The 22,314-nt window shown below is 69.4% G+C and carries 19 protein-coding genes, 2 tRNA genes and 1 pseudogene; 8 read left to right on the top strand and 14 right to left on the bottom strand.

What is annotated here, in order from left to right:
• Nucleotides 1–181: 181 nt before the first annotated feature.
• Nucleotides 182–2,803: a valine--tRNA ligase gene (locus FF041_RS16810; protein WP_323391958.1), complete on the bottom strand. Its 2,622-nt coding sequence runs from the start codon at nt 2,801–2,803 to the stop codon at nt 182–184.
• A gap of 136 nt (nt 2,804–2,939) precedes the next feature.
• On the opposite strand from FF041_RS16810, the gene FF041_RS16815 reads away from it, so the two are divergent.
• Entirely contained in the window at nt 2,940–4,025 is a 1,086-nt protein-coding gene (locus FF041_RS16815; RefSeq protein WP_153523559.1) for a hypothetical protein, read from the top strand.
• An 80-nt stretch (nt 4,026–4,105) separates the two neighbouring features.
• Here FF041_RS16815 and clpX read toward each other — a convergent pair whose 3' ends face one another.
• The 5 genes from clpX to FF041_RS16840 form a co-directional block, all read right to left on the bottom strand.
• Nucleotides 4,106–5,389 (bottom strand): ATP-dependent Clp protease ATP-binding subunit ClpX, encoded by a 1,284-nt coding sequence (clpX, locus tag FF041_RS16820; RefSeq protein WP_323371611.1) that lies wholly within the window; start codon nt 5,387–5,389, stop codon nt 4,106–4,108.
• 169 nt (nt 5,390–5,558) lie between these two features.
• On the bottom strand, nt 5,559–6,218 hold the full coding sequence (locus FF041_RS16825) for an ATP-dependent Clp protease proteolytic subunit (protein WP_153483324.1): 660 nt from the start codon (nt 6,216–6,218) through the stop codon (nt 5,559–5,561).
• A gap of 156 nt (nt 6,219–6,374) precedes the next feature.
• Nucleotides 6,375–6,977: an ATP-dependent Clp protease proteolytic subunit gene (locus FF041_RS16830; protein ID WP_153483356.1), complete on the bottom strand. Its 603-nt coding sequence runs from the start codon at nt 6,975–6,977 to the stop codon at nt 6,375–6,377.
• 387 nt (nt 6,978–7,364) lie between these two features.
• Entirely contained in the window at nt 7,365–8,771 is a 1,407-nt protein-coding gene (tig, locus tag FF041_RS16835) for a trigger factor (RefSeq protein WP_323391959.1), read from the bottom strand.
• Between the two features lie 202 nt (nt 8,772–8,973).
• Nucleotides 8,974–9,050: transfer RNA gene (locus FF041_RS16840), tRNA-Pro, on the bottom strand.
• A gap of 170 nt (nt 9,051–9,220) precedes the next feature.
• Between FF041_RS16840 and FF041_RS16845 the strand changes: the two genes are divergently transcribed.
• Nucleotides 9,221–9,291 (top strand) — tRNA-Gly (locus tag FF041_RS16845).
• Between the two features lie 116 nt (nt 9,292–9,407).
• Here FF041_RS16845 and FF041_RS16850 read toward each other — a convergent pair.
• Nucleotides 9,408–9,602 carry a hypothetical protein gene (locus FF041_RS16850; RefSeq protein WP_194292061.1) on the bottom strand — a complete coding sequence of 65 codons (195 nt, stop codon included), beginning with the start codon at nt 9,600–9,602 and terminating at the stop codon, nt 9,408–9,410.
• A gap of 719 nt (nt 9,603–10,321) precedes the next feature.
• Between FF041_RS16850 and FF041_RS16855 the strand changes: the two genes are divergently transcribed.
• Nucleotides 10,322–11,428, top strand: a complete 1,107-nt coding sequence (locus FF041_RS16855; protein ID WP_153523561.1) for an acyltransferase family protein — start codon at nt 10,322–10,324, stop codon at nt 11,426–11,428.
• Between the two features lie 3 nt (nt 11,429–11,431).
• Here FF041_RS16855 and FF041_RS16860 read toward each other — a convergent pair whose 3' ends face one another.
• The 3 genes from FF041_RS16860 to FF041_RS16870 form a co-directional block, all read right to left on the bottom strand.
• Entirely contained in the window at nt 11,432–11,878 is a 447-nt protein-coding gene (locus tag FF041_RS16860; protein ID WP_153523562.1) for an HD domain-containing protein, read from the bottom strand.
• Between the two features lie 144 nt (nt 11,879–12,022).
• Nucleotides 12,023–14,491, bottom strand: a complete 2,469-nt coding sequence (locus tag FF041_RS16865) for an ABC transporter permease (protein WP_153523563.1) — start codon at nt 14,489–14,491, stop codon at nt 12,023–12,025.
• A complete protein-coding gene (locus FF041_RS16870; protein ID WP_153523605.1) occupies nt 14,491–15,315 on the bottom strand; it encodes an ABC transporter ATP-binding protein in 825 nt (274 codons plus the stop codon). Before FF041_RS16870 ends, FF041_RS16865 begins: the two co-directional genes overlap by 1 nt.
• Nucleotides 15,316–15,669: 354 nt before the next feature.
• Here FF041_RS16870 and FF041_RS16875 point away from each other — a divergent pair, with 354 nt between their 5' ends.
• The gene (locus FF041_RS16875; RefSeq protein WP_153523564.1) at nt 15,670–15,957 is read left to right on the top strand and encodes a hypothetical protein; all 288 of its coding nucleotides are present in this window, start codon (nt 15,670–15,672) and stop codon (nt 15,955–15,957) included.
• A 115-nt stretch (nt 15,958–16,072) separates the two neighbouring features.
• On the opposite strand, the gene FF041_RS16880 is transcribed toward FF041_RS16875, so the two are convergent.
• Nucleotides 16,073–16,357 carry a DUF4158 domain-containing protein gene (locus FF041_RS16880; protein WP_323391960.1) on the bottom strand — a complete coding sequence of 95 codons (285 nt, stop codon included), beginning with the start codon at nt 16,355–16,357 and terminating at the stop codon, nt 16,073–16,075.
• Between the two features lie 119 nt (nt 16,358–16,476).
• Here FF041_RS16880 and FF041_RS16885 point away from each other — a divergent pair, with 119 nt between their 5' ends.
• Entirely contained in the window at nt 16,477–17,634 is a 1,158-nt protein-coding gene (locus FF041_RS16885) for a cation:proton antiporter (protein WP_153523565.1), read from the top strand.
• Nucleotides 17,635–17,688: 54 nt separating this feature from the next.
• On the opposite strand, the gene FF041_RS16890 is transcribed toward FF041_RS16885, so the two are convergent.
• Nucleotides 17,689–18,075, bottom strand: coding sequence for an ATP-binding protein (locus FF041_RS16890; protein ID WP_153523566.1), 387 nt, complete (start codon nt 18,073–18,075; stop codon nt 17,689–17,691).
• 157 nt (nt 18,076–18,232) lie between these two features.
• On the opposite strand from FF041_RS16890, the gene FF041_RS16895 reads away from it, so the two are divergent.
• The 3 genes and pseudogenes from FF041_RS16895 to FF041_RS16905 form a co-directional block, all read left to right on the top strand.
• Entirely contained in the window at nt 18,233–19,081 is an 849-nt protein-coding gene (locus FF041_RS16895) for a helix-turn-helix domain-containing protein (protein WP_323391961.1), read from the top strand.
• Nucleotides 19,041–19,247 carry a DUF397 domain-containing protein gene (locus FF041_RS16900; RefSeq protein WP_153523568.1) on the top strand — a complete coding sequence of 69 codons (207 nt, stop codon included), beginning with the start codon at nt 19,041–19,043 and terminating at the stop codon, nt 19,245–19,247. The genes FF041_RS16895 and FF041_RS16900 overlap by 41 nt, the downstream gene beginning before the upstream one ends.
• A 136-nt stretch (nt 19,248–19,383) precedes the next feature.
• A pseudogene (locus tag FF041_RS16905) lies at nt 19,384–19,689 on the top strand (peptidase inhibitor family I36 protein); the annotation flags it as partial.
• A gap of 165 nt (nt 19,690–19,854) precedes the next feature.
• Here FF041_RS16905 and FF041_RS16910 read toward each other — a convergent pair.
• A complete protein-coding gene (locus tag FF041_RS16910) occupies nt 19,855–21,828 on the bottom strand; it encodes a DUF6596 domain-containing protein (RefSeq protein ID WP_323391962.1) in 1,974 nt (657 codons plus the stop codon).
• Nucleotides 21,825–22,154 (bottom strand): YciI family protein, encoded by a 330-nt coding sequence (locus tag FF041_RS16915; RefSeq protein ID WP_153523569.1) that lies wholly within the window; start codon nt 22,152–22,154, stop codon nt 21,825–21,827. The genes FF041_RS16910 and FF041_RS16915 overlap by 4 nt, the downstream gene beginning before the upstream one ends.
• Nucleotides 22,155–22,314: the final 160 nt, after the last annotated feature.

A 22,314-nucleotide genomic window follows, 5' to 3' on the forward strand; every position in this document is an offset into this window, starting at 1 on the left:
GAATGGAGGGGGGCTTATTTTCAGCCATTCGGCTGGATTTATAGGCTTCTCGCCCGACGGCGCACGGCTTCTCGCCCTCGCGGCGCCCGGCCCGATCCCGCCCTCGCGGCGCGCAGCCCAGAAACGCCGGAAGGCCCCGGGAGTCGTTTGAACTCCCGGGGCCTTCCATCACGCCAGTGCGTCACGCCTCGGGGAGGCGCTCCAGCTGGGCGGCGATACGGGCGATGTCCTCGTCGGCCTTGGCGAGCCGGGTCCGGATCTTGTCCACCACCTGGTCGGGGGCCTTCGCCAGGAACGCCTCGTTCCCGAGCTTGCCCTCGGCCTGCTGCTTCTCCTTCTGCGCGGCGGCCAGATCCTTGGCCAGCCGCTTCCGCTCGGCCGCGACGTCGATCGTCCCGGACAGGTCGAGCGCGACCGTCGCCCCCGCCACCGGCAGCGTCGCCGTCGCGCTGAAGGCGTCGCCCTCCGGCTGGAGGCGGAGCAGCTGACGGATCGCCGCCTCGTGCGGCGCGAGCGCCGTGCCGTCCAGGCCGAGGCGGGCCGGGACCTTCTGGCCCGGCTGAAGGCCCTGGTCGCTGCGGAAGCGGCGGACCTCGGTCACCACCTGCTGGACGAGCTCGATCTCCCGCTCGGCCGCCTCGTCGCGGAAGCCGCTGTCGGCGGGCCACTCGGCGATGACGAGCGACTCCTTGCCGGTCAGCGTGGTCCACAGCGTCTCGGTGACGAACGGCACCACCGGGTGGAGCAGCCGCAGCGTCACGTCCAGGACCTCGCCCAGGACCCGCGCCGAGACCTTGGCCTGCTCGCCGCCCGCGAAGTACGTCGTCTTCGACAGCTCGACGTACCAGTCGAAGACCTCGTCCCACGCGAAGTGGTAGAGGGCGTCCGCCAGCTTGGCGAACTGGTAGTCGTCGTAGTACGCGTCGACCTCGGCCACGACCTTGTTCAGCCGGGAGAGGATCCAGCGGTCGGCCGCCGACATCCGCTCGGCCGGCGGCAGCTCGCCCTCCACCGTCGCGCCGTTCATCAGCGCGAAGCGGGTGGCGTTCCAGATCTTGTTGGCGAAGTTACGGGACGCCTTGACCCAGTCCTCGCCGATCGGCACGTCCGCGCCCGGGTTGGCGCCGTTGGCCAGGGTGAAGCGGACGGCGTCGGAGCCGTACGCGTCCATCCAGTCCAGCGGGTCCACCGCGTTCGGGTTGGACTTCGACATCTTCTTGCCGAACTCGTCGCGGACCAGTCCGGTCAGGGCGACGGTCTTGAAGGGGGCCTCGCCGTCCATCGCGTACAGGCTGAACATCATCATCCGGGCGACCCAGAAGAAGATGATGTCGTGCCCGGTGACCAGCACGTCCGTGGAGTAGAACTTCGCGAGGTCATCGGTCTTCTCGGGCCAGCCGAGGGTGGAGAACGGCCACAGCCCGGAGGAGAACCAGGTGTCGAGGACATCGGGGTCCTGCGTCCAGCCCTCGCCGGTGGGCGGCTCGTCGTCGGGTCCGACGCAGACGACCTCGCCGTCCGGGCCGTACCAGATCGGGATGCGGTGGCCCCACCACAGCTGGCGCGAGATGCACCAGTCGTGCATGTTGTCGACCCAGTCGAAGTAGCGCTTCGACATGTCCTCGGGGTGGATGGCGACCTTGCCCTCGCGCACCGCGTCCCCGGCGGACTTCGCCAGCGGGCCGACCTTGACCCACCACTGCATGGAGAGCCGGGGCTCGACGGTGGTCTTGCAGCGCGAGCAGTGCCCGACGGAGTGCATGTACGGACGCTTCTCGGCGACGATCCGGCCCTGCTCCTTGAGCGCGCCCACGATCGTCGAACGCGCCTCGAAGCGGTCCAGACCCTGGAAGGGGCCGGGGACCGTGATGACGCCCCGCTCGTCCATCACCGTGATCGACTCCAGGCCGTGGCGCTGGCCGATGGCGAAGTCGTTGGGGTCGTGGGCCGGGGTCACCTTGACCGCGCCGGTGCCGAACTCCGGGTCGACATGGGTGTCCGCGACGACCGGGATCGTACGGTTGGTCAGCGGGAGCTTGATCCGCTTGCCGATGAGGTGCGCGTACCGGGGGTCGTCGGGGTGGACCGCGACGGCGGTGTCGCCCAGCATCGTCTCGGCGCGGGTGGTCGCCACGACGATCGTGTCATCGCCCTCGCCGTACTTGAGGGAGACCAGCTCGCCCGGGTCGTCCTGGTATTCGACCTCGATGTCGGAGATCGCGGTGAGACAGCGGGGGCACCAGTTGATGATGCGCTCGGCGCGGTAGATCAGCTGGTCGTCGTAGAGGTTCTTGAAGATGGTCTGGACGGCCCGGGAGAGTCCCTCGTCCATGGTGAAGCGCTCACGCTGCCAGTCGAGACCGGCGCCGAGCCGGCGGAGCTGGCCGAGGATCCGGCCGCCGTACTCGTCCTTCCACTGCCACACCCGCTCGGTGAACTCGTCCCGGCCGAGGTCATGGCGGGATTTGCCCTCCTCGGCGAGCTGCTGCTCCACCTTGTTCTGGGTGGCGATGCCCGCGTGGTCCATACCGGGCAGCCAGAGGGCCTCGTACCCCTGCATCCGCTTACGGCGGGTGAGGGCGTCCATCAGCGTGACCTGGAAGGCATGGCCCAGGTGGAGCGCTCCGGTCACATTCGGCGGCGGGATGACGATGGTGTACGGAGGCTTCTCGCTCTTCGCGTCCGCATGGAAGTAACCGCGCTCTACCCAGCGCTCGTACAGCTTCCCCTCTACCTCGGCCGGCGCGTACTGGGTCGGCAGTTCGGGGTTGCTGGCTGGCGTCTGCTGAGAGTTCTCGGTCACGGGCCCAGTTTAGAGGTGTCACGGGCCCGTACTGAAACGGGAAAGTTCGGTAACGGTGTGACCCCCGCCGCTCCGGTGGGCCCCCTTCTGGGTGAGGATGTTCGAAACATGTAAGTGCCTGGAGGGGAACCCAGAAATGAGCCATAACCAGCCGGGACCGTACGACGCACAGCCCCAGCAGCCGGGCCCGTACGGTCAGCCGGGCCCCTACGGGTCTCCCCAGCAGCCCGGCTACGGGTCCCCCCAGCAGCCTCCGCAGCAGCCCGGGTACGGGTCCCCCCAGCAAGCACCGCAGCAGCCCGGCTACGGCTTCCCGCAGCAGGCGCCGCCGCCCCCGCAGCAGCAGCCGCAGCCCGGGTACGGCTATCCGCAGCAGGCCCCGCCGCCGGCCGGGTACGGCTACCCGCAGCCCGGCCAGCCCCAGCAGCCCGGCCAGTGGGGCCCGCCGCAGCAGCCCGGCCCCTACGGGCAGGTTCCCCAGTACCCCGGCCAGGTGCCGCCCCCGCCGCCCGCGCCGAAGAAGAAGACCGCGCTGATCATCGGCGCGTCCGTGGTGGCGCTCGCCGTCATCGCCGCCGGCGGCTGGTTCCTCTTCACCGGCGACGGCGACGGCAGCGGCGATGTCGCGGACGGCACCAAGGGCTACAAGCTCACCCCGGCCGCCTCGGTGGGCGAGTACGAGCGGGACGGCGAGCCCAAGTCGGAGAAGATGACCGGCGACGATCTCCGCGAGGCCGAGGAGATGGGCGTCACCGACCCGATGGAGGTCAGCGTCGAGTACCGCTCCGGGGCCGAGAGCGACCCGATGAGCCAGAAGGGCCTGGTCCTCTCCGGAGCGTGGGGCAAGATCGCCGACCCCTCGAAGGCCATCGACGCCTCCTTCGAGAACGGCGAGAAGAGCATGAAGGACGGCGAGGCGGGCATCGATTTCAACGGCTCGCCCACGGTGCACAAGCCCGCCGGGTTCGAGGGCGCGCTGATGAAGTGCCAGAACGCCACCTTCAAGCCCGACAACAGCGCGAGCAGCTCGGTGGGCGTGACGATGAAGGAGTTCGAGCTGCCCATCTGCATCTGGGCCGACTACAGCACCGTCGGCGTGGTCATGGCCATGGACGTGGGGCTGATGTTCGGCACCGGTTCGGAGGGCAACAAGAGCATGACCCAGGAGGAGCTCGCCGAGCTGGCCGCCAAGCTGTACAAGACCTCACGTACGAAGGTCTGACCACGAGTCAGGGTTTCCAGGGCAGACATGGGAGAAGGGGCGTCCGCAGGCCGGACGCCCCTTCTCTCATGTCTCAGCGGCTACGCGGACTTCTCGTGCCGCCCGTCGTTCTTCACGATCCTCGGAACCAGCGTCGGGTTCACGTTGTTGCGGACCACGTCCGCCGTGATGACGACCCGGGCCACATCCTTGCGGGACGGCACTTCGTACATCACCGACTGGAGGACCTCCTCCATGATGGCGCGCAGTCCCCGAGCGCCCGTGCCGCGCAGGATGGCCTGGTCGGCGATGGCCTCCAGGGCCGGGCGGTCGAAGTCCAGCTCCACACCGTCGAGTTCGAAGAGCCGCTGGTACTGCTTCACCAGCGCGTTGCGCGGCTCCACCAGGATCTTCAGCAGGGCCTCGCGGTCCAGGTTGTGCACGGAGGTGATGACGGGGAGCCGGCCGATGAACTCGGGGATCATCCCGAACTTCACCAGGTCCTCCGGCATGACCTCCTGGAACTGGTCGCTCGCCTCGATCTCGCGCTTGGAGCGGATCGTCGCGCCGAAGCCGATGCCCTTGGCGCCCGCGCGCGACTCGATGATCTTCTCCAGACCGGCGAAGGCGCCGCCCACGATGAACAGCACGTTCGTCGTGTCGATCTGGATGAACTCCTGGTGCGGATGCTTCCGTCCGCCCTGCGGCGGCACGGAGGCGGTGGTGCCCTCCAGGATCTTCAGCAGCGCCTGCTGCACTCCCTCGCCCGACACATCGCGGGTGATGGAGGGGTTCTCGCTCTTCCGGGCGACCTTGTCGATCTCATCGATGTAGATGATCCCGGTCTCGGCCTTCTTGACGTCGTAGTCCGCCGCCTGAATGAGCTTCAGCAGAATGTTCTCGACGTCCTCGCCGACATATCCCGCCTCGGTCAGCGCGGTGGCGTCCGCGATCGCGAAGGGGACATTCAGCATCCGGGCGAGCGTCTGGGCCAGCAGGGTCTTGCCCGAGCCGGTGGGGCCCAGCAGAAGGATGTTGGACTTCGACAGCTCGATGCCGTCGTCCCGGCCCTGCGCACCGCCGGTCTCCCCGGCCTGGACGCGCTTGTAGTGGTTGTACACCGCGACGGAGAGCGCCTTCTTCGCGGGCTCCTGCCCGACGACATAGCCTTCGAGGAACTCGTAGATCTCGCGCGGCTTGGGCAGCTCCTCCCAGCGCACCTCGGAGGTCTCCGCGAGCTCTTCCTCGATGATCTCATTGCAGAGATCGATGCACTCGTCGCAGATGTACACACCCGGGCCTGCGATGAGCTTCTTCACCTGCTTCTGGCTCTTTCCGCAGAACGAGCACTTGAGCAGGTCGCCGCCATCACCGATGCGTGCCACGAGGTGCTTCCCCTTCGCCTGGGAGCGGCTTGGTTCAGCCGACTCCTGGTGCCTCATATCCGACGGTACCTTGCCGAGGCCCTGCTTCGGGCCCCCCTTGGCGCGGTTCACATGGTCGTGACTCCCGTCGTGACCATCGCCGTGCTCCGCGCCAAGGGCTGTGCGCCGGTCAGGCCGCCTCGGCGGCCGTGGTCTTGCGGGTGGAGACGATCTGGTCGACAAGACCGTACGCCAGAGCGTCCTCGGCCGTCAGGATCTTGTCGCGCTCGATGTCGTCGCGCACCTTCTCGATGGGCGTGGTGGAGTGCTTGGCCAGCATCTCCTCCAGCTGCACCCGCATCCGCAGGATTTCATTGGCGGCGATCTCCAGGTCGGAGAGCTGCTCACGGCCGGTCTGCGAGGACGGCTGGTGGATCAGCACCCGCGCGTGCGGCAGCGCCATCCGCTTGCCGGGGGTGCCGGCGGCGAGCAGCACGGCCGCGGCGGAGGCCGCCTGGCCCATGCAGACCGTCTGGATGTCGGGCTTCACGAACTGCATCGTGTCGTAGATGGCCGTCAGCGCGGTGAAGGAACCACCGGGGCTGTTGATGTAGATGGAGATGTCCCGGTCGGGGTCCATCGACTCCAGGCACAGCAGCTGCGCCATGACGTCGTTGGCGGAGGCGTCGTCGATCTGCACGCCCAGGAAGATCACGCGCTCTTCGAAGAGCTTCGCGTACGGGTCGTACTCGCGCACGCCCTGGGAGGTGCGCTCGACGAAGCGCGGGACGACATAGCGGTTGTCCAGCTGGGGGCCGGTGTAGAGGCCGCTCGCGGAGATGTTGCTCATGTGGGTGTTCACCGTCCTGATGGCGTTCTGCGTATCGTTTCGCGGGCGAATTCGCGAACCGGGGTGGCTGGAGTGGCGCTGCCGGCGTCCGGGGCGCTTCGGGTACGGGCCGCGCCGCGGGACGGCGCGCGTACGGGAAGGGCCCCGGCGGGCGGCTCAGGCTCCGGTGCCGCCGCCGCCCGGAACGCCCGAAGCGGCGGTGATGATCTCGTCGATGAGGCCGTACTCCTTGGCCTCATCGGCGGTGAACCAGCGGTCGCGGTCACCGTCGCGGATGATCGTCTCGACGGTCTGGCCCGAATGGTGGGCGGTGATCTCCGCCATGCGGCGCTTGGTACGCAGCAGGTACTCGGCCTGGATCTTGATGTCGGAGGCGGTGCCGCCGAGTCCGGCCGAGCCCTGGTGCATGAGGATGTCGGTGTGCGGCAGCGCGAAGCGCTTGCCGGCCGCGCCGCCGGTCAGCAGGAACTGACCCATCGAGGCCGACATGCCCATGCCGATGGTCACCACGTCGTTCGGGATGTACTGCATGGTGTCGTAGACCGCCATGCCTGCCGTCACCGAGCCGCCGGGGCTGTTGATGTAGAGGTAGATGTCCTTCTCGGGGTCCGCGGCGAGAAGCAGCATCTGCGCGGTGATCTTGTTGGCGATGTCGTCGTCGACCTGCTGGCCGAGGAAGATGATGCGCTCTCCGAGCAGTCGGCTGTAGACCTGGTCGCCGAGTCCACCGAGGGACGGCTCACCGGCGGCGTAAGGCATCGGATTCGTCACGTATCCACCTGCTCGTCTCTGACGGCTGCCAGCCGTCTCAGCGTCTTTGGCGCCGGGGTCCTTCGTACTCCCCGGGGCTGGGGCCCGGGTACTCCCCTGCCCTCGTATTCATGGACCCTAACGCGCAGGTCGGACAACGCCATCCCGGTTCCCGAACTGTTCGCTCGGAGCGCAAGGTACGCGACCCGGGTCGAGCGGAATGCACCGGGGTGCGGGGGCGGCCCTCGGGGCGGGTGCGCCCGCGCCCGGGAAGGCCCTGCGGGCGGCTCCCGGCCCTGTGCGTGAGGGACGGGCCCCGGGTACGGCACAGGGCCCGGACGCGGGTGCGTCCGGGCCCTGTGGCGGCTTACTGAGTGCGAGCGGTCAGGCGGGGGCTCAGGCCCCCGACTTCTCGCCCTTCTCCTCGACCTCGGTCTCACCGGTGACGGCCTCGGCCGTCTCGGCGGCGGCCTCGGTGGTCTCGGTCTCGTCCTCGTCGTCCAGGTCGACCGTCTCACCGTTGGTGTCGACGACCTTCACGGACTCGACGACCAGCGCGAGCGCCTTGCCGCGAGCGACCTCACCCACGAGCATCGGCACCTGGTTGCCCTCGACGACGGCCTGGGCGAACTGGTCCGGGCTCATGCCGGAGGAGGCCGCACGCCGCATGAGGTGCTCGGTGAGCTCCTCCTGGTTGACGTTGAGCTTCTCCTTGTTGACGAGCTCGTCCAGGACGAACTGGGTCTTGATGCCCTTGACCGCGGCTTCCTCGGTCTCCGCCTTGAACTCTTCCTCGGTCTTGCCCTGGATCTCCAGGTACTTCGCGAGGTCGATGCCCATCTGCCCGAGCTGGTGGTGCTCAAGGTTGTGGGTGCGGGTGTTGATCTCGTCCTCGAGAAGCTTCTCGGGGATCGGGACCTCGGTGATCTTCAGCAGCTCTTCCAGCACGCGCTCCTGAGCCTGCGTGGCCTGGTCGTACTGCTTCATGTTGGTCAGGCGCTTGAGGCTGTCCGCCTTCAGCTCCTCCAGCGTGTCGAACTCGCTCGCGAGCTGAGCGAAGTCGTCGTCCAGCTCGGGAAGCTCACGCTTGGCGACGGCGGTGACCTTCACGGTGACCTCGGCGTCCTTGCCCTCGGCGGAGCCGCCCTTGAGCTGGGAGGTGAAGGTGGCCTCGCCACCGGCCTCCAGGCCCTTCACGGCGTCGTCGATGCCGTCGAGCAGCTCGCCGGAGCCGATGGTGTACGAGACGCCCTCGGCGACGCCGTCCTCCAGGACCTCGCCGTCGACCTTGGCCTCAAGGTCGATGGTGACGACGTCGGCGTCCTCGGCGGCGCGCTCGACCGGGGTGGTGGTGGCGAAGCGCTCGCGCAGCTCCTGCACGGCCTTCTCGACGTCCTCGTCGCTGACCTCGATCGCGTCCACGGTGACCTCGATGCCGGAGTAGTCCGGGATCTCGATGACCGGGCGGATGTCGACCTCGGCGGTGAAGTTCAGCGTCTCGCCGTCCTTCAGCTCGGTGATGTCGACCTCGGGCTGGCCGAGGGGGTTGATCTCCGCCTCGTTGACCGCCGCGGTGTAGAACTTCGGAAGCGCGTCGTTGACGGCCTCCTCCAGCACCGCACCACGGCCGAACCGCTGGTCGATGACCCGGGCAGGGATCTTGCCCTTACGGAAGCCCTTGACCGTGACCTGCTGGTTGATCTTCTTGTACGCCGCGTCGAGGCTGTCCTTGAGCTCCTCGAAGGGCACCTCGACAGTGAGCCGAACCCGGGTCGGGTTCAGGGTCTCCACGGCGCTCTTCACGGTTCGGTCTCCTTGATGGCTGATTCTGGGGTTCTGCCGCATCCGCCGCACAGGCAGCGGCTCAGCTGATCGGCCCGGATCGTCGTCTCAGTCGTCTCACTCGGTCGGACTCATCTTCGGACACACGGGCACGCAGTCTGCATAGTAGCCGCACGCAGGATGAGCCCCACAATGCGATCTTGCGAGGGGCGATGGTGGATCGTGGTCGGGGTGGCCGGATTCGAACCGACGACCTTCCGCTCCCAAAGCGGACGCGCTACCAAGCTGCGCCACACCCCGTCGGTGCGACACGTAGGGTACATGTTCGCCGACCGGTCGGCTGCCGGATTACGGGGGCCACGGTCCGTCGCCCCCGTGGCGGCCGAATGGGGTGTGCGATTCCCGCCCGGGACCCGCTACGATGCTCTTCGTACCGCGGTCGGCGACAGCCGTTCTGACCTGCGGTGCTTGCGGGCGTAGCTCAATGGTAGAGCCCTAGTCTTCCAAACTAGCTACGCGGGTTCGATTCCCGTCGCCCGCTCTCGCTTGGCCTCGGGCCCGGCCGGACTCGCTCCGGCCGGGCCCGAGGCGTTTCCCGTATAGCCCTTGCATGACGAAGGCCGACCGGACGTGATCCGGTCGGCCTTCACCATGAGCTCAGAAGCTGATGTCGTTGATCGTCTCCGCTATCGAGTTGAGGAACCTCTCGATGGACGGGGCCATGCCCGACGACGCGAGGAAGAAGCCGAACAGTATCGGGACGATGGACGGGCCGCCCTTGATCTGCCCGGAGCGAATCATGATGACGAGGATGATTCCCAACAGCAGCACCACAGACAGTGAAATGGCCACAACTGATCACACCCTCGGTCGGTCCGTCTCGCCGGCCGGGGACATGCGGCACTGCACTCCCCCGCCTGAGGAACATCGTGCCACCAACGACGCGTTCCATGCGGCCTGCTGACAGATCGTCTGGGGCGGAATCACGCCATCCGCCCGGCGGCGACCGCCATCGCCGCAGGGCCGCCCGTCACAGCGGCGGCCCCGCGAGGTGAATACGGAAAGAAATTCGGCTCGATCGTCGCCATGCGGACACAGAGCGGTCACCGGAAGTTCGAACCCCGGTCGCACAGGTAATTCACAGGCTTAACTAATCGTGCCGATATGCCCTGTTTAAGGTGGATTAACTTGGGCATACTGGGCAGCTTATGCATTCTTTAGATTCCCGGGGGAGCATGCGGAGCGGTTTTACGAATTCCAATATCCGCGACTAAGGTGCTTCGAATGTTCCACGCTCCGCATGGATATCGCAGGGCCCCGGGACCTAGGGCCTGGCCGATGGATCAGGCTGGATCAGGGAGCGGGGTCTGGTGCCGTGCATCGCAAGGCGGAGGAGGGAGCCACTGCGGAGCATTGGCGACTGACGACAACGCGGCGAGGTGCGGTGCCAGGGCACGCGAGCCCAGCAAGATCCATCGGCCAGGCCCTGAAGCCCGGGAGCCCGCCGCCGCCGAGAGGACCGCCAGGACAGCGTCGACCGTGCTGGCCCCAAGAGCCCGGAGGCAGTGCCCATGACAACGAAGACGGCCGTAAGAGCGTCACCGCTGCCCGCGCGGACGACAGAGCGGATGACAGAGGCGGGCGCGGCAGGCCCCGCCGGGCGGGACCCGTTCTTCGACAACGCGAAGTACGTCGCGATCGTGCTCGTCGCGATAGCCCACGCCTGGGAACCCGTCATGGACGGGAACAGCGTCACCAGAGCGCTGTATCTCGTCGTCTACACCTTCCATATGCCGGCGTTCATCGTCATCTCCGGCTACTTCTCCCGTGGTTACACCGGGAAGCCGCACCAGGTCAGACGCCTGGTGACGGGGATAGCCGTCCCCTATGTCGTCTTCGAGATCTTCTACTCGCTCTTCCACCGGTACGCCGACGACGCGCCCGAGCAGCAGATCAGCCTGCTCGACCCCTATTACCTGACCTGGTTCCTGGCCGCGCTCTTCATCTGGCGGCTGACGACCCCGATCTGGCGGCAGATACGCCATCCGCTGCCGGTCTCGATCGTGATCGCCGCGCTGGCGTCGGTGACCCCGGACATCGGGGACGATCTGAACCTTCAGCGGGTCCTCCAGTTCCTGCCGTTCTTCGTGCTGGGGCTGGTCCTGAGACCCGAGCATTTCCGGCTGGTACGGCGGAGAGAGGCGCGGCTGCTGGCGGTGCCGGTCTTCGCGGGCACGCTCGCCCTCGCGTACTGGATCGCCCCCCACGTGACCCTGGAGTGGTTCTACCGGAACTCCAGCGCCCAGGAGCTGGACATGCCCTGGTGGACCGGGATGGTGATGACTCTCACCCTCTTCGGCTTCGGGGCGCTGCTCACCGGCGCGTTCCTGGCGTGGGTGCCGCGCCGCAGAACCTGGTTCACGGCGCTGGGGCTCGGCACGATCTGCGGGTATCTGCTGCACGGGGTGCCGCTCCAGGCCACGGAGTACGCGGGTGTCTTCGAGACGTACGCCTGGTTGAGCGACCCGTCCGGCGAGATCCTCGTCACCGTGGTGACGGCGGTCATGGTGACCCTGTTCTGCACTCCCCCGGTGCGGCGGGCGCTGCGCTGGGCCACCGAGCCGGAGATGCGGTGGGCGTTCCGCCGGGACGCCTCCGAGCCCGGGCCGCCGCGCTAGCTGTCAGGACAGCCCCAGCAGCGTCCGGGTCCTGGCGTACTTCGCGGTCAGCCGTCCCCGGGTCTCCTCGTCGAGGGCGGCGAGCCGCGCCGGGTCGCTGTTGCTCGCGAGGTCGGCCTCTTTGACGAGCAGCGCGCCCGGTGTGGCGAGAATGCGCCGGGTGTAGGACTCCAGGGCCTCGTCCTCGCCTCTGGTGAGGGCGAGGACCATGTCCTTGACGGACTGGGCGAGCGGGGCGGTCTGGAGCCACTCCAGGGAGAGGACATGGTCCTCCACCGCGTCGTGGAGCCATCCGGCGGCGATCTGCTCGTCGCTGCCGCCCCGGGCGGCGACCCCGTCCGCGACGGCGGCGAGATGCTCGGTGTAGGGGCGGCCGGATTTATCGGTCTGCCCGGAGTGGGCGTGCCGGGCGATCGACTCGACCTCGGCCAGGGTGAGCACCTGTGACATGTCTCCGACTGTACGACCGCCCCGTGGAACCCGCAGAACCCGTGGGGCCCATGGGACCCACAGATCCCGTAGAACCCACAGGGCCCGCAGGCCCCGTAGGACCTGCGGGCCCCATGGGTCCCCTATAGCTCGGCTCGGCTCGGCTCAGCGCAGTGCCGCGCGCGCCGGGAGGCCGGTGGCCACCAGGCCCAGTCCCAGGGTCGCCGCCACCAGCGACCCGTACAGCACCGGCGGGATGTAGGGAGCCTCTCCCGTCATGCCCTTCGTCATCGGGATCAGCGTCGCCAGCGCGATGGCCGTCCCCAGCACGACCCCGGCGACGGTGACGAGCAGGGCCTCCCAGCGGATCATCCCCATCACCTGACGGCGCGTCGACCCGATCAGCCGCAGCATCCCCAGCTCGCGCCGCCGGTCCAGCACCGTCATCACCAGCGTGTTCGCCGCCGCCACCGCCGCGAATCCGCCGAGGATCGCCGCCATGACCGTGTTCGCCCAGGCGCCGATCTCACGGTCCAGGCTCCGCGTCGCCGCGAACCCGTCCCGGTCGTGGACCGTGCCCAGCGCGTTCAGCGATTCGGCCGCCTCCCGGTCCGCCCGTACCAGCAGGTCACCCGGGTACGGAGCGGTGACGTGCCCGGCCAGTGACTGCTCCGGGAGCGTCACCTGGGCGAGCCCCAGGCCGCGTCCGTAGAGCGCGATCACCTCGGCCGACGACTTCTTCCCGTCCGGCAGCCGGAACCCCAGCCGCTCCCCCACCGACACCTCCGCCGACTTCGCGAGCGCCGCGTCGATCGCGACCTTGCCCGGCGCGAGGCCCTTGAGCGATCCCTCCCGTACGTCCAGGTTCTGCACCTTCGGCAGATCCGCCGCCCGGCCGCCGATCCCCTGCGCCGAGGCGTACACCATCATGTCCTCCACGCCCTCCGACTTGACCAGTACGGAGGTACGGAGCAGGGAGACCGCCGCCGAGACCCCCGGCGTCCGTGACGCCCGCTCGGCCGCGTCCAGCGGCAGCAGCCCGTCCCGGCCCGTCACCACATGGTCGGCGGTGATCCCGTCCCGCTGCTGGCGCTCCGTCACCCGGTCGGTGCTGGTCTGAAGGAACAGCAGCACCGACGAGAACGCCATCGCCAGCACGATCGGGGTGATCGCGGAGGCCAGCCGCCGGGCGTTGGTCCGCGAGTTGGCGACCGCCAGCGACGCCGCCGCGCCCGCCGCCCGCAGCGGCAGCCCGAAGAGTTCCGCGCACGCCCTGGCGACCAGCGGCCCGAGCAGCGCGACCGCGAGCATGAAGAGCATCACCACGCCGAGCGCCGCGTTCGCCGCGTCGTCCCCGCCGGTCTCCGCGGCGACCCCCGACAGCACCAGCCCGCCGATCACCGCAGCGACCCCCAGGGGCGTACGGATCCAGCCGAAGCCGACGGGTTCGACCGAGGCGTCCGCCAGCGCCTGCCCCGGCTTGATCCGCGACGGCTTGCGCGCGGCCATGAATCCGGCGAAGAGCGCGGTCACCAGCGCGGCCCCGACCGCGACGGCCGGCGGCAGCCAGGACACGGTCAGATCGACCGCCTCCGGGATCGCGCCCTTCTCCTCCAGCTGCCCGAACCACCAGACGGCCAGCGCCGCTCCGGGCACACAGCCCAGCGCCCCGGCGAGCGGCGCGACCAGCAGTGCCTCGGTCGCGATCGAGCGCCGTACCTGGCGCGGGGTCGCGCCGATCGCCCGCAGCAGGGCGAACTCGCGCCGCCGCAGTCCGACCGAGAGGGCCACCGTCCCGGCTGCCGTGAAGACCGCGACCATGGCGGCGATGCCGCCGAAGGAGCCGCCGATCCCGCCGAGCGTCTCCTTCGCCATGGTGATCCCGGAGTCCTCGATGACGGCCCGCGCGTCCCCGGTCCGTGCCTTCGGCTTGTCGTGTCCGCTGCCGAGGACCTCGGTCAGCCGGTCCTTCACCGTGCCCGTGGCCGTCCCGGGCTCCGTCAGCACCGCGATCGCGTCGATTTTCCCCGGGTGTCCGGAGAGGGCCACGGCCTCCGCGTCCGTGAACCAGACCGCGCCCGCGCCGCCGGTCAGCCCCGAGACGGTGAACTCACGCTTGCCGCCCGGGGTCTCCAGCGCGATCCGGTCGCCGATCCGGGCCCCGCCGCCGAGCACCGCCTCACCCGCGCGGGGTGCGGAACCGGAGGTGAGCTCGGTGCCCGTGAAGGCCGTCGACCCCCAGCCGTACGCCGTCAGCGGCGACCCGCCGTCCCCGCCGTCCCCGGCGGGCCGCACGGGGTAGCTGACGTCCGCGATGGCCGCCGCGACGCCGTCCACCGCCGCCGTCTTCTTCACCAGCGCGTGGTCCAGCCACGCCCGGTCCGGCACCTCGGCGCCGGCGTCGTACCGCCCCTCATCGCTGCCGACCATCAGATGCGAGGTCTGGTCGGCCTCGATCACGACTGGCGCGTTCGCATAGCGCTGCGGGGGCGCGGAGGCCCGGATTCCGGACTCCAGCATGATTCCGCAGGCGGAGACGATGGCCGCCATCATCAGCAGGGCGACAAAGGTCCCGACGAAGGACGACGGCTTGAAACGGATGGCCGCGCGGGCCAGCCCATTGGGATGGAACATCAGGCAGCCGCTCCCGCGTAGGAGGTGCGCGCGGTCAGCGTGCGCATCCGGTCGGCGATCTGCTCCGGCGCCGCCGCTGTGAGGCTGTCGGCGATCGACCCGTCCGCGAGGAAGAGCACCCGGTCGGCCCAGGAGGCGGCGACCGGGTCATGGGTGACCATGACGACCGTCGCGCCCAGTCCGTCCACCGCCGACCGCAGCAGCTCAAGCACCTCGGCGGCGGTCGTGGTGTCCAGCGCGCCCGTGGGCTCGTCGGCGAAGATCACATCCGGCCGGGTGACCAGGGCCCGCGCCAGCGCCACCCGCTGCTGCTGACCGCCCGACAGCTCGGCGGGCCTGCGTCCGCCCTTGTCCCCGAGCCCGACCTGCGAGAGCACCTCATGAGCGCGCCGCCGGTCGGGCCGCTTGCCCGCGAGCCGCATCGGCAGCAGCACATTCTGCTCGACGGTCAGCGACGGCAGCAGATTGAACGCCTGGAAGACGAACCCGAGCCGGGTACGGCGCAACACCGTCAGCTGGTTCTCCTTCATCCCGGTGATGTCGGTCCCGCCGAGGGACACGGCCCCGGAGGTCGGCCGGTCGAGCCCGGCCGCGCACTGGAGAAAGGTGGACTTGCCCGAGCCGGAGGGCCCCATCACGGCGGTGAAGCTGCCGCGCGGCAGTACGAGATCGATGCCGCGCAGCGCGTGCACCGCGCCCCCGCCCTTCCCGTACTGACGGCGCACATCACGGAGCTCGACCGCCGCGAGACCCCTGGACCCCCCGGACGCACCTGCCGTCCGTATGTCCTGAACGTCCTGCCGCTTGCTGCGCCGCAGCCCCATCATGATCTCCGTATTCCGTAACTGTGCAGGTCAACGCTGTTGAACCTACGGAGAACGGGGGTGGTTCAGCCATGGCGGCTGCTGGCGGATCGGGGGTGGGGAGAACCCCACCCCGGCCCAGGGGGGACCCCCCGGGGCGGGGTGGGGGACGGGTCCGGCTCCTTGGAAGGGGGCAGCTCCGATCACACCTCTCCGGAGGCGATCGCCGAGGTCACCAGCCTGCTCGCCCCGGCGGCAGCCGGCGCTGAAGGGCCGTACAGAGGTGCCCGGTTTGAACGCCGCATGAGAGTGCTGCTGCCTGGACAGGCTGTCCAGGCAGCAGCACTCAGCTGTATCAAAGCCTCTGGGAGAGAAATGACAGACAGCACGACAGCGGAACAGGCCACCGTCAACAGCCGAGGCCCGGCGCCGATCACCGTGCCGCCGCTCGCGCCCGCCGCCGCCGACGCCCGCGACAAGCTCCTGGCCGCCATCGGTGCCGAGGCCCAGCACGTCGCGGAGCACTTCCCTGGCCAGGCGTCTGCGCAGTTGGCGGAACTCGCCCGCGCCTACGCGCTCTTGCGTACCGGCTTTTACCAGCCGGTGGACTTTGTCTGGCAGCCTTCCCTGTTTCAGCCGGTGGGGGGCATGGATGCCGTGTGATCCCTTTCCAATTCGAGTGAGCCTCGGAGCGCTCGGGCAGCCGCTCCTACGAGCGTAGAACCGGCGAAACAGCACCGTCGAGACAGCCCGGCGGTGCTGGTCGCCCGAAACGCAGTCACGCCTCCTCGGCGAAGTCCCGCCAGCCCCGGGCCTCCTGGATCTCCCCGGCGTGCGTACGAGCCGTCCCGTCCCGCTCCCCGTACTTCTTCGGACACGACGGGTCCGCAATCTCCCACTGCTCCGCCGGATACCCGGCGACCTCCGCCAGCACCTCCCGCGCGTCCGCCATGAGCCGGCCCGGGTACCGCACGCCCGTCGGCTGGACCGCGAACCCGCGCCGGTTGTGCGCACGCCGCTTGGCCTGCACCGCCTCCCGATGCCGCCCGCGCGCTTGTTGCACGCCTATATAGTTGCAAGCGTCAATCATTTGGTAAACTAATTACTGACGGTTTCTTAACGCCCTCTTGACCCCAACCCGGAGAGGACGAGCCCATCGGACACGCGGACACCCTCATCGCCATGGGCGGCGCATTTCTCGCCGCCGCCCTGCTCGCACGCCTCGGCGGACGGATAGGTCTGCCGACCATCCCCCTGTTCATCCTGGCCGGAATCCTTCTCGGCCCCCACACCCCCGGCATCGTGCTGCTCTCCGACCCGCACGATCTGGAGATGCTCAGCGCCCTCGGGCTGGTCCTGCTCCTCTTCTATCTGGGGCTGGAGTTCCATCTCGACGATCTGAAGACCGGCGGCCGTCGGATGGCCCTCGCCGGAGGGGCCTATCTGCTGCTGAACGTCGGGGCCGGGCTCGGCTTCGGCTTCGCCCTCGGCTGGGGGGTCTCGGAGGCGCTGGTACTCGCCGGAGTGCTCGGGATCTCCTCCTCCGCGATCGTGACCAAGGTCCTGGTCGACCTCGGCCGCATCGGGAACCCCGAGACCAAGCCGATCCTCGGCATCATCGTCGTGGAAGACGTCTTCCTCGCGCTCTATCTCGCCGCCCTCCAGCCCATCCTCTCCGGCGCGGACAGCCTTTCCACGGCCGTCATGGACGCCGGAAAAGCCTTCGGCTTCCTGCTGCTGCTCGCCCTCGCGGCCCGCTTCGGCACCAAGGTCATCGGACGGCTCATCAACACCCCCGACGACGAACTCCTCGTCATCTCCTTCCTGGGTGCGGCCGTCTTCCTGGCCGGAGTCTCGGAGTGGTTCGGAGTCGCGGACGCCATCGGCGCGTTCATGGTCGGCCTGATGCTGGGCAGCACCACATCGGGCGAACGCATCCGGAAGCTCGTCCACCCGCTCCGGGACGCCTTCGGCGCGATCTTCTTCTTCGGGTTCGGCCTCTCCATCGACCCCGGCGATCTGCCCACCGTGCTCTGGCCGGTTCTCGCCGCCGTCGCCGTGACGCTCGCGATGAACGTCCTGGCGGGCCTGGCAGCCGCCCGGATCTACGACTTCGGGCCCGGCCCCGCCGCGAACATCTCCACCACGCTCCTCGCACGCGGCGAGTTCGCGCTGATCCTCGCCACCATGGCGGCGGCTGCCGGTCTCGACGAGCGGCTCTCCCCGTTCATCGCGGGGTACGTCCTGCTGCTGGCGGTCCTCGGCCCCCTGGTCGCCGGGCGCTCGCAGCTGCTGGCGCGCGTACTGCCCTCGAACGAGCCCCGGCCCGTACGGCTCTGACGCGCCGGACGCCCGCCCTCCTCCGAGGGGGCGGGCGTCCGCACACCGCGTCCCTCACACGTGCGCCGGCTTCTTCGCCTCGCACTCGAACCACACCGTCTTCCCGCGCGGCGAGAGCGGCACCACCCCCCAGCGGTCGGCCACCGCCTCCACCAGCAACAGCCCCCGCCCGCCCTCCTCCAGCCGGTACGGCTCGGCCGGGGCCGGGGTCGCGGGCAGCTGGTGCCACTCATCGGTCACCTCCACCCGTACGCCCCACGGCAGCCGCATCAGCAACAGCGCGCAGCGCCGGTCGGGCACATGGCGGACAACGTTCGCGAGCAGCTCCGTCAGCGCCAGCTCCGCAGCGTCGACCAGCTCGTCCAGCGACCAGAGATTCAGATAAGCGCGGATGATCCGCCGCAGGTGACGGGCCGAATGGTCACCCACAGTAAAGCTCATCCGATAGCTGGCGGCGGACGTCTGGTCGTTCAAGTGCACGATAACTCCCGGTGCGGCACGGTTAGTTCTCTACTTTTCCCCACCAGAGTGCGGTCTAGTGATTACTCTTGGCCACCATCCAGCTCGTAACGCTGCGAACCGTTGGAGGAAGGCCGTCGTGAAGAACCTCCGAGACCTCGATCCGAGCGCCTCCCCACTCGACTACTACGGCTCTGAGCTGCGGAGAAAGCGGGAAGCCGCCAAGCTCAGTCAGCAGAAGCTAGGCGATTGCATCTTCTGTACGGGGTCCCTGATCGGGCAGATCGAGACCGCGAAAAAAGTGCCGACGCGCGACTTCTCCGAGCGAATCGACGTTGCACTGGGCGCGGATGGGATGTTCTCGCGGCTGGTCGGGCTGGTGCTGCGGAGTCAGCTGCCCTCCTGGTTCCAGCCGTACGCGGAGATGGAGGCGAAGGCCGCATACATCTCCTCATTCCAGGTGCAGTTGGTGGACGGGCTGCTCCAAACCGAGGAGTACGCACGGGCCCTCCTCGGCGTACGGACCGAGGACGACCTCGACGCTCAGGTAGCGGCCCGGATGGAGCGGCAGCGGATACTGGAGAAGTCGAACCCGCCCGCGATGTGGGTGGTGCTGAGCGAGGCCGTACTCCATCAGGAGATCGGCGGCAAGGCGGTGATGCGCCATCAACTGGACCATCTGTTGAGCCTGCGGAACCAGAAGTGGGTCCAGCTCCAGATCCTGCCCTTCGAGATCGGCGCGCACTCAGGAACGGAGGGCTCGTTCAACGTTCTGCGGTTCGAGGACGACCCCGACATCGTCTATACCGAGGACTTCGTCCAGGGGCATATGACGGCCAATCCCGAGGCGGTCAGGGAGGGTTCACTCCGTTACGATCACCTTCAGGCCGCCGCTCTCTCCGTGGAGGACTCGGCGGCACTGATCGCCCGCGTAATGGAGGAGCGTTATGAAGACCACCCAGATTCCGACGGGCGCACGGTGGCGTAAGTCGTCGTACAGCGGCAGCACCGGCGGCCAGTGCGTCGAGGTCGCCGCCTGCACCGCTGCCGTCGCCGTGCGGGACTCGAAGAACCCCGAAGGCGGGGCCTTCACGGTCGACGCCGCCGCCTTCGCGGCGTTCACCCGGGCCGCCGCCCGGGACACCCTGGCGTAACCCCACCCCATTTGGGTGAACGAGGGCACGGCGGAGGATGGCGGTGGAGGGGGCGGGTAGCTCGTGGGGCGGGTTGTGGATCACCCCGCGCCGGGAGTTCCCGGCGGCGTAACCATGATGGCCGAAGGAGAACGCCATGCGCCGTATCGCCCTCTTCACCGCCGCTCTGACCCTGGCCGCTGGGCTGGCAGCCGCTCCGGCGGTCGCCGGGCCGGCGGTGCCGGAAGCCGCCGTGAAGGCCGCGTCGGTCACCCACTTCTCGGGCTCGGACTGTCCGGCGGACAGTCTCTGCCTGTACCGGGATTACAACTACAGCGGAGGCGGGATCGCCCTCTCCCCGAACACCTACGCCGGATGGCTCGGGGACTACGGCTTCAACGACACGATGTCGTCGTGGTCCAACGACACCGGCCAGACCTGCGTCTGGTGGTCGGACGCCTACCAGGGCGGCGACGCGCACGCCATGTACGACCGCTACCGCGTGAATGTGCTGGCGTACGAGAACGACACCGCGTCGTCCGTCGAATGCGGGCAGCCCGCCGGGGCCGCGCCGCCCACCCCGTCGCGTAGCTCCGCTCACCGCCCCGCCGAACCCGGCGGGGCGGTGTCATGTCCGGTTCCGGCTCCGGAGCTGGCGCAGGGTGCAGGACCCGGTGGCCTGTTTGAAGAGGTACTCCGCGCGTTCGTAGGAGAGGCGGCTGCGGCCCGTCTCCGGATCGAGGTCCGACGCGGCGGGGGTACGGGCCGGTCCCGGGCGGCGGTCGGTGAGGAAGAGCGGGCCCCGGGTGCGGCCCGCGAGCAGCTGGGGCAGCAGGCGGGCAGTCCCGGAGCGCCAGGTGATCCAGCCGGCGCCCGAGCGGGCCCGGCGGTCGTCCAGATCAAGATCCTCGGCGTTCAGGGCGAGCACCGCCTTCACGGGGGCTCCGGACTCGTGGAGGAGCCGCCAGAAGGTCTGTTCGCGCACCGGCAGGTCGGTGCGGCTCCAGAGGGCGTCCAGCGCGGCCGGTCCGATGGGTTCGGGGCGGGGGCGGCGGTCGGTCCGGCGGGCCAGGCCGGAGGTGAGACCGTCCAGGCCCGCCCAGCCGCCGAAGGAGCGGACGGCCGACCGGTGCCGGTTCCAGGTGGCGGGCGCGGTCCCGCCCCAGGCCGTGGTGAAGACGCGCGTCACGTCGTCGGCGGAGAGCCGGGCCAGCGGCAGCCGGTCGCCCAGGGCCAGCCGGAGACGGCGCAGCGTCTGGCCGTACGCCCTGGTCGTGGCGGCGTCCAGGCCGTCCTGGGCGAGGAAGCGTTCGGCGGCTTCGGCGAGGGTGGGGCCCGACGCCGTGGCCGCCGCGTCGGCGAGGGTGTCTGCGACGGCGTCGGCGCGGCGGAGGAGGAAGGCGCGTTCGGCGGCGTTCCGGGTGAGGGAGGCGGCGCGGTCGAACTCCAGCCGGGCCTCGGCGGAGCGGCCGAGGCGGGCCAGCAGGTCTCCACGGGCCGCCGGGAGCAGATGGTAGTCCCGGAGCGCGGGATCGGCGTTGAGCGCGTCGAGCTGGGCGAGACCGGCCCCGGGGCCGTCCGCCATGCCGGTGGCGACGGCGCGGTTGAGGCGTACGACGGGGGTGGGCAGCAGCCGGACCAGCGCCCCGTACAGCGCCGCGATCTGCCCCCAGTCGGTGTCCTCGGCGGTGCGGGCCTGGGCGTGGGTGATGGCGATGGCGGCCTGGAGGACGTAGGGGCCGGGGGGACCACCGAGGTCGCGGGCGCGGAGCATGGCGGTGAAGCCACGGCGGATGAGGAGCTGGTCCCAGCGGCCCCGGTTCTGCTCATGGAGCTGGACGGGTTCGCCGTGGGGGCCGGTGCGGGCGGCGGAGCGGGACTCCTGGATCTCCATCAGGGCGACCAGGCCGTGCACTTCGGGCTCGTCCGGGGCGAGCGCGGCGAGCAGCCGCCCGAGGCGGAGGGCTTCGAGGGTGAGGCCGGGGCGGAGCAGATCGTCGCCGGAGGTGGCGGAGTACCCCTCGTTGAAGATGAGGTAGACGACCTCCAGGACGGAGGAGACGCGTTCGGCGAGCCGGTCGCCCTCGGGGAGTTCGAAGGGGACCCGTGCTTCGGCGAGGCGGCGTTTGGCGTCGGCGATGAGGCGGGCGGTCGCCGTCTCGGTGTCGAGGAACGCGCGGGCGATCTCGGCGGCCGTCAGTCCGCCGATGAGGCGGAGGGTGAGGGCGACGCGGGAGCCGGTCGGCAGGACGGGGTGGCAGGAGATGAACATCAGCCTCAGGACGTCGTCCTGTTCGGGATGTCCGGAAGGCTCGGGGGCGTGCTCCTGCTCGCGGGCGAGCTGTTCCTGCTTGTGTTCGAGGCGCTGGGCGCGGCGGATGTGGTCGACCGCGCGCCGTTTGGCGATGGCCATCAGCCAAGCGCCCGGATTGTCCGGGACGCCTGACCGGGGCCACTGTTCGAGCGCGGAGACGAGAGCGTCCTGGGCGAGTTCCTCGGCCAGGCCGACGTCGTGCACCATCCGGGTGAGCCCGCCGATGATCCTGGCGGACTCCAGCTTCCAGACGGCGTCGATCGTGCGGTGCGCGTCTCCCCGGGTCACGGTCCGAAGACCTGCTGCATCACGCTCTCGCCGTCGCCGACGATGCCGCGGAAGCGGCGGCCCAGCTCGATGGCCTCCTCCCGGGAGCGGACCTCGACCAGGGCGAAGCCCGCGACGGCCTCCTTGGCTTCGGCGAAGGGGCCGTCGGTGACGGTGATCTCGTCGCCGGAGGAGACCAGCCGGATTCCGGCGGGGTCCAGTCCGCCGGTGGCGAGCAGGACTCCGGCGGCGGTCAGCTCCTCCACGAACCGGCCCATCTCGGCCATGAGCTTCTCGTCGGGGGCGCTCTGGGTCTCGGACGCCTTGGTCATCATCAGGTAGCGCATCGGGATGGTGCTCCTTCGGTTGCGTGGTGACGTTGTGCTGCTGCCTCCGCGTCGGTCAGCTTATGTGACAGGTAATGGCGGCATTACCTGTCACATGGCCCGCTCGACGCGTCAGCGAGAACCAAGATCGACACCCCGATCGATACCCCGATCGACACCT

Source organism: Streptomyces jumonjinensis (assembly GCF_009600885.1).
GTDB lineage: Bacteria > Actinomycetota > Actinomycetes > Streptomycetales > Streptomycetaceae > Streptomyces > Streptomyces jumonjinensis.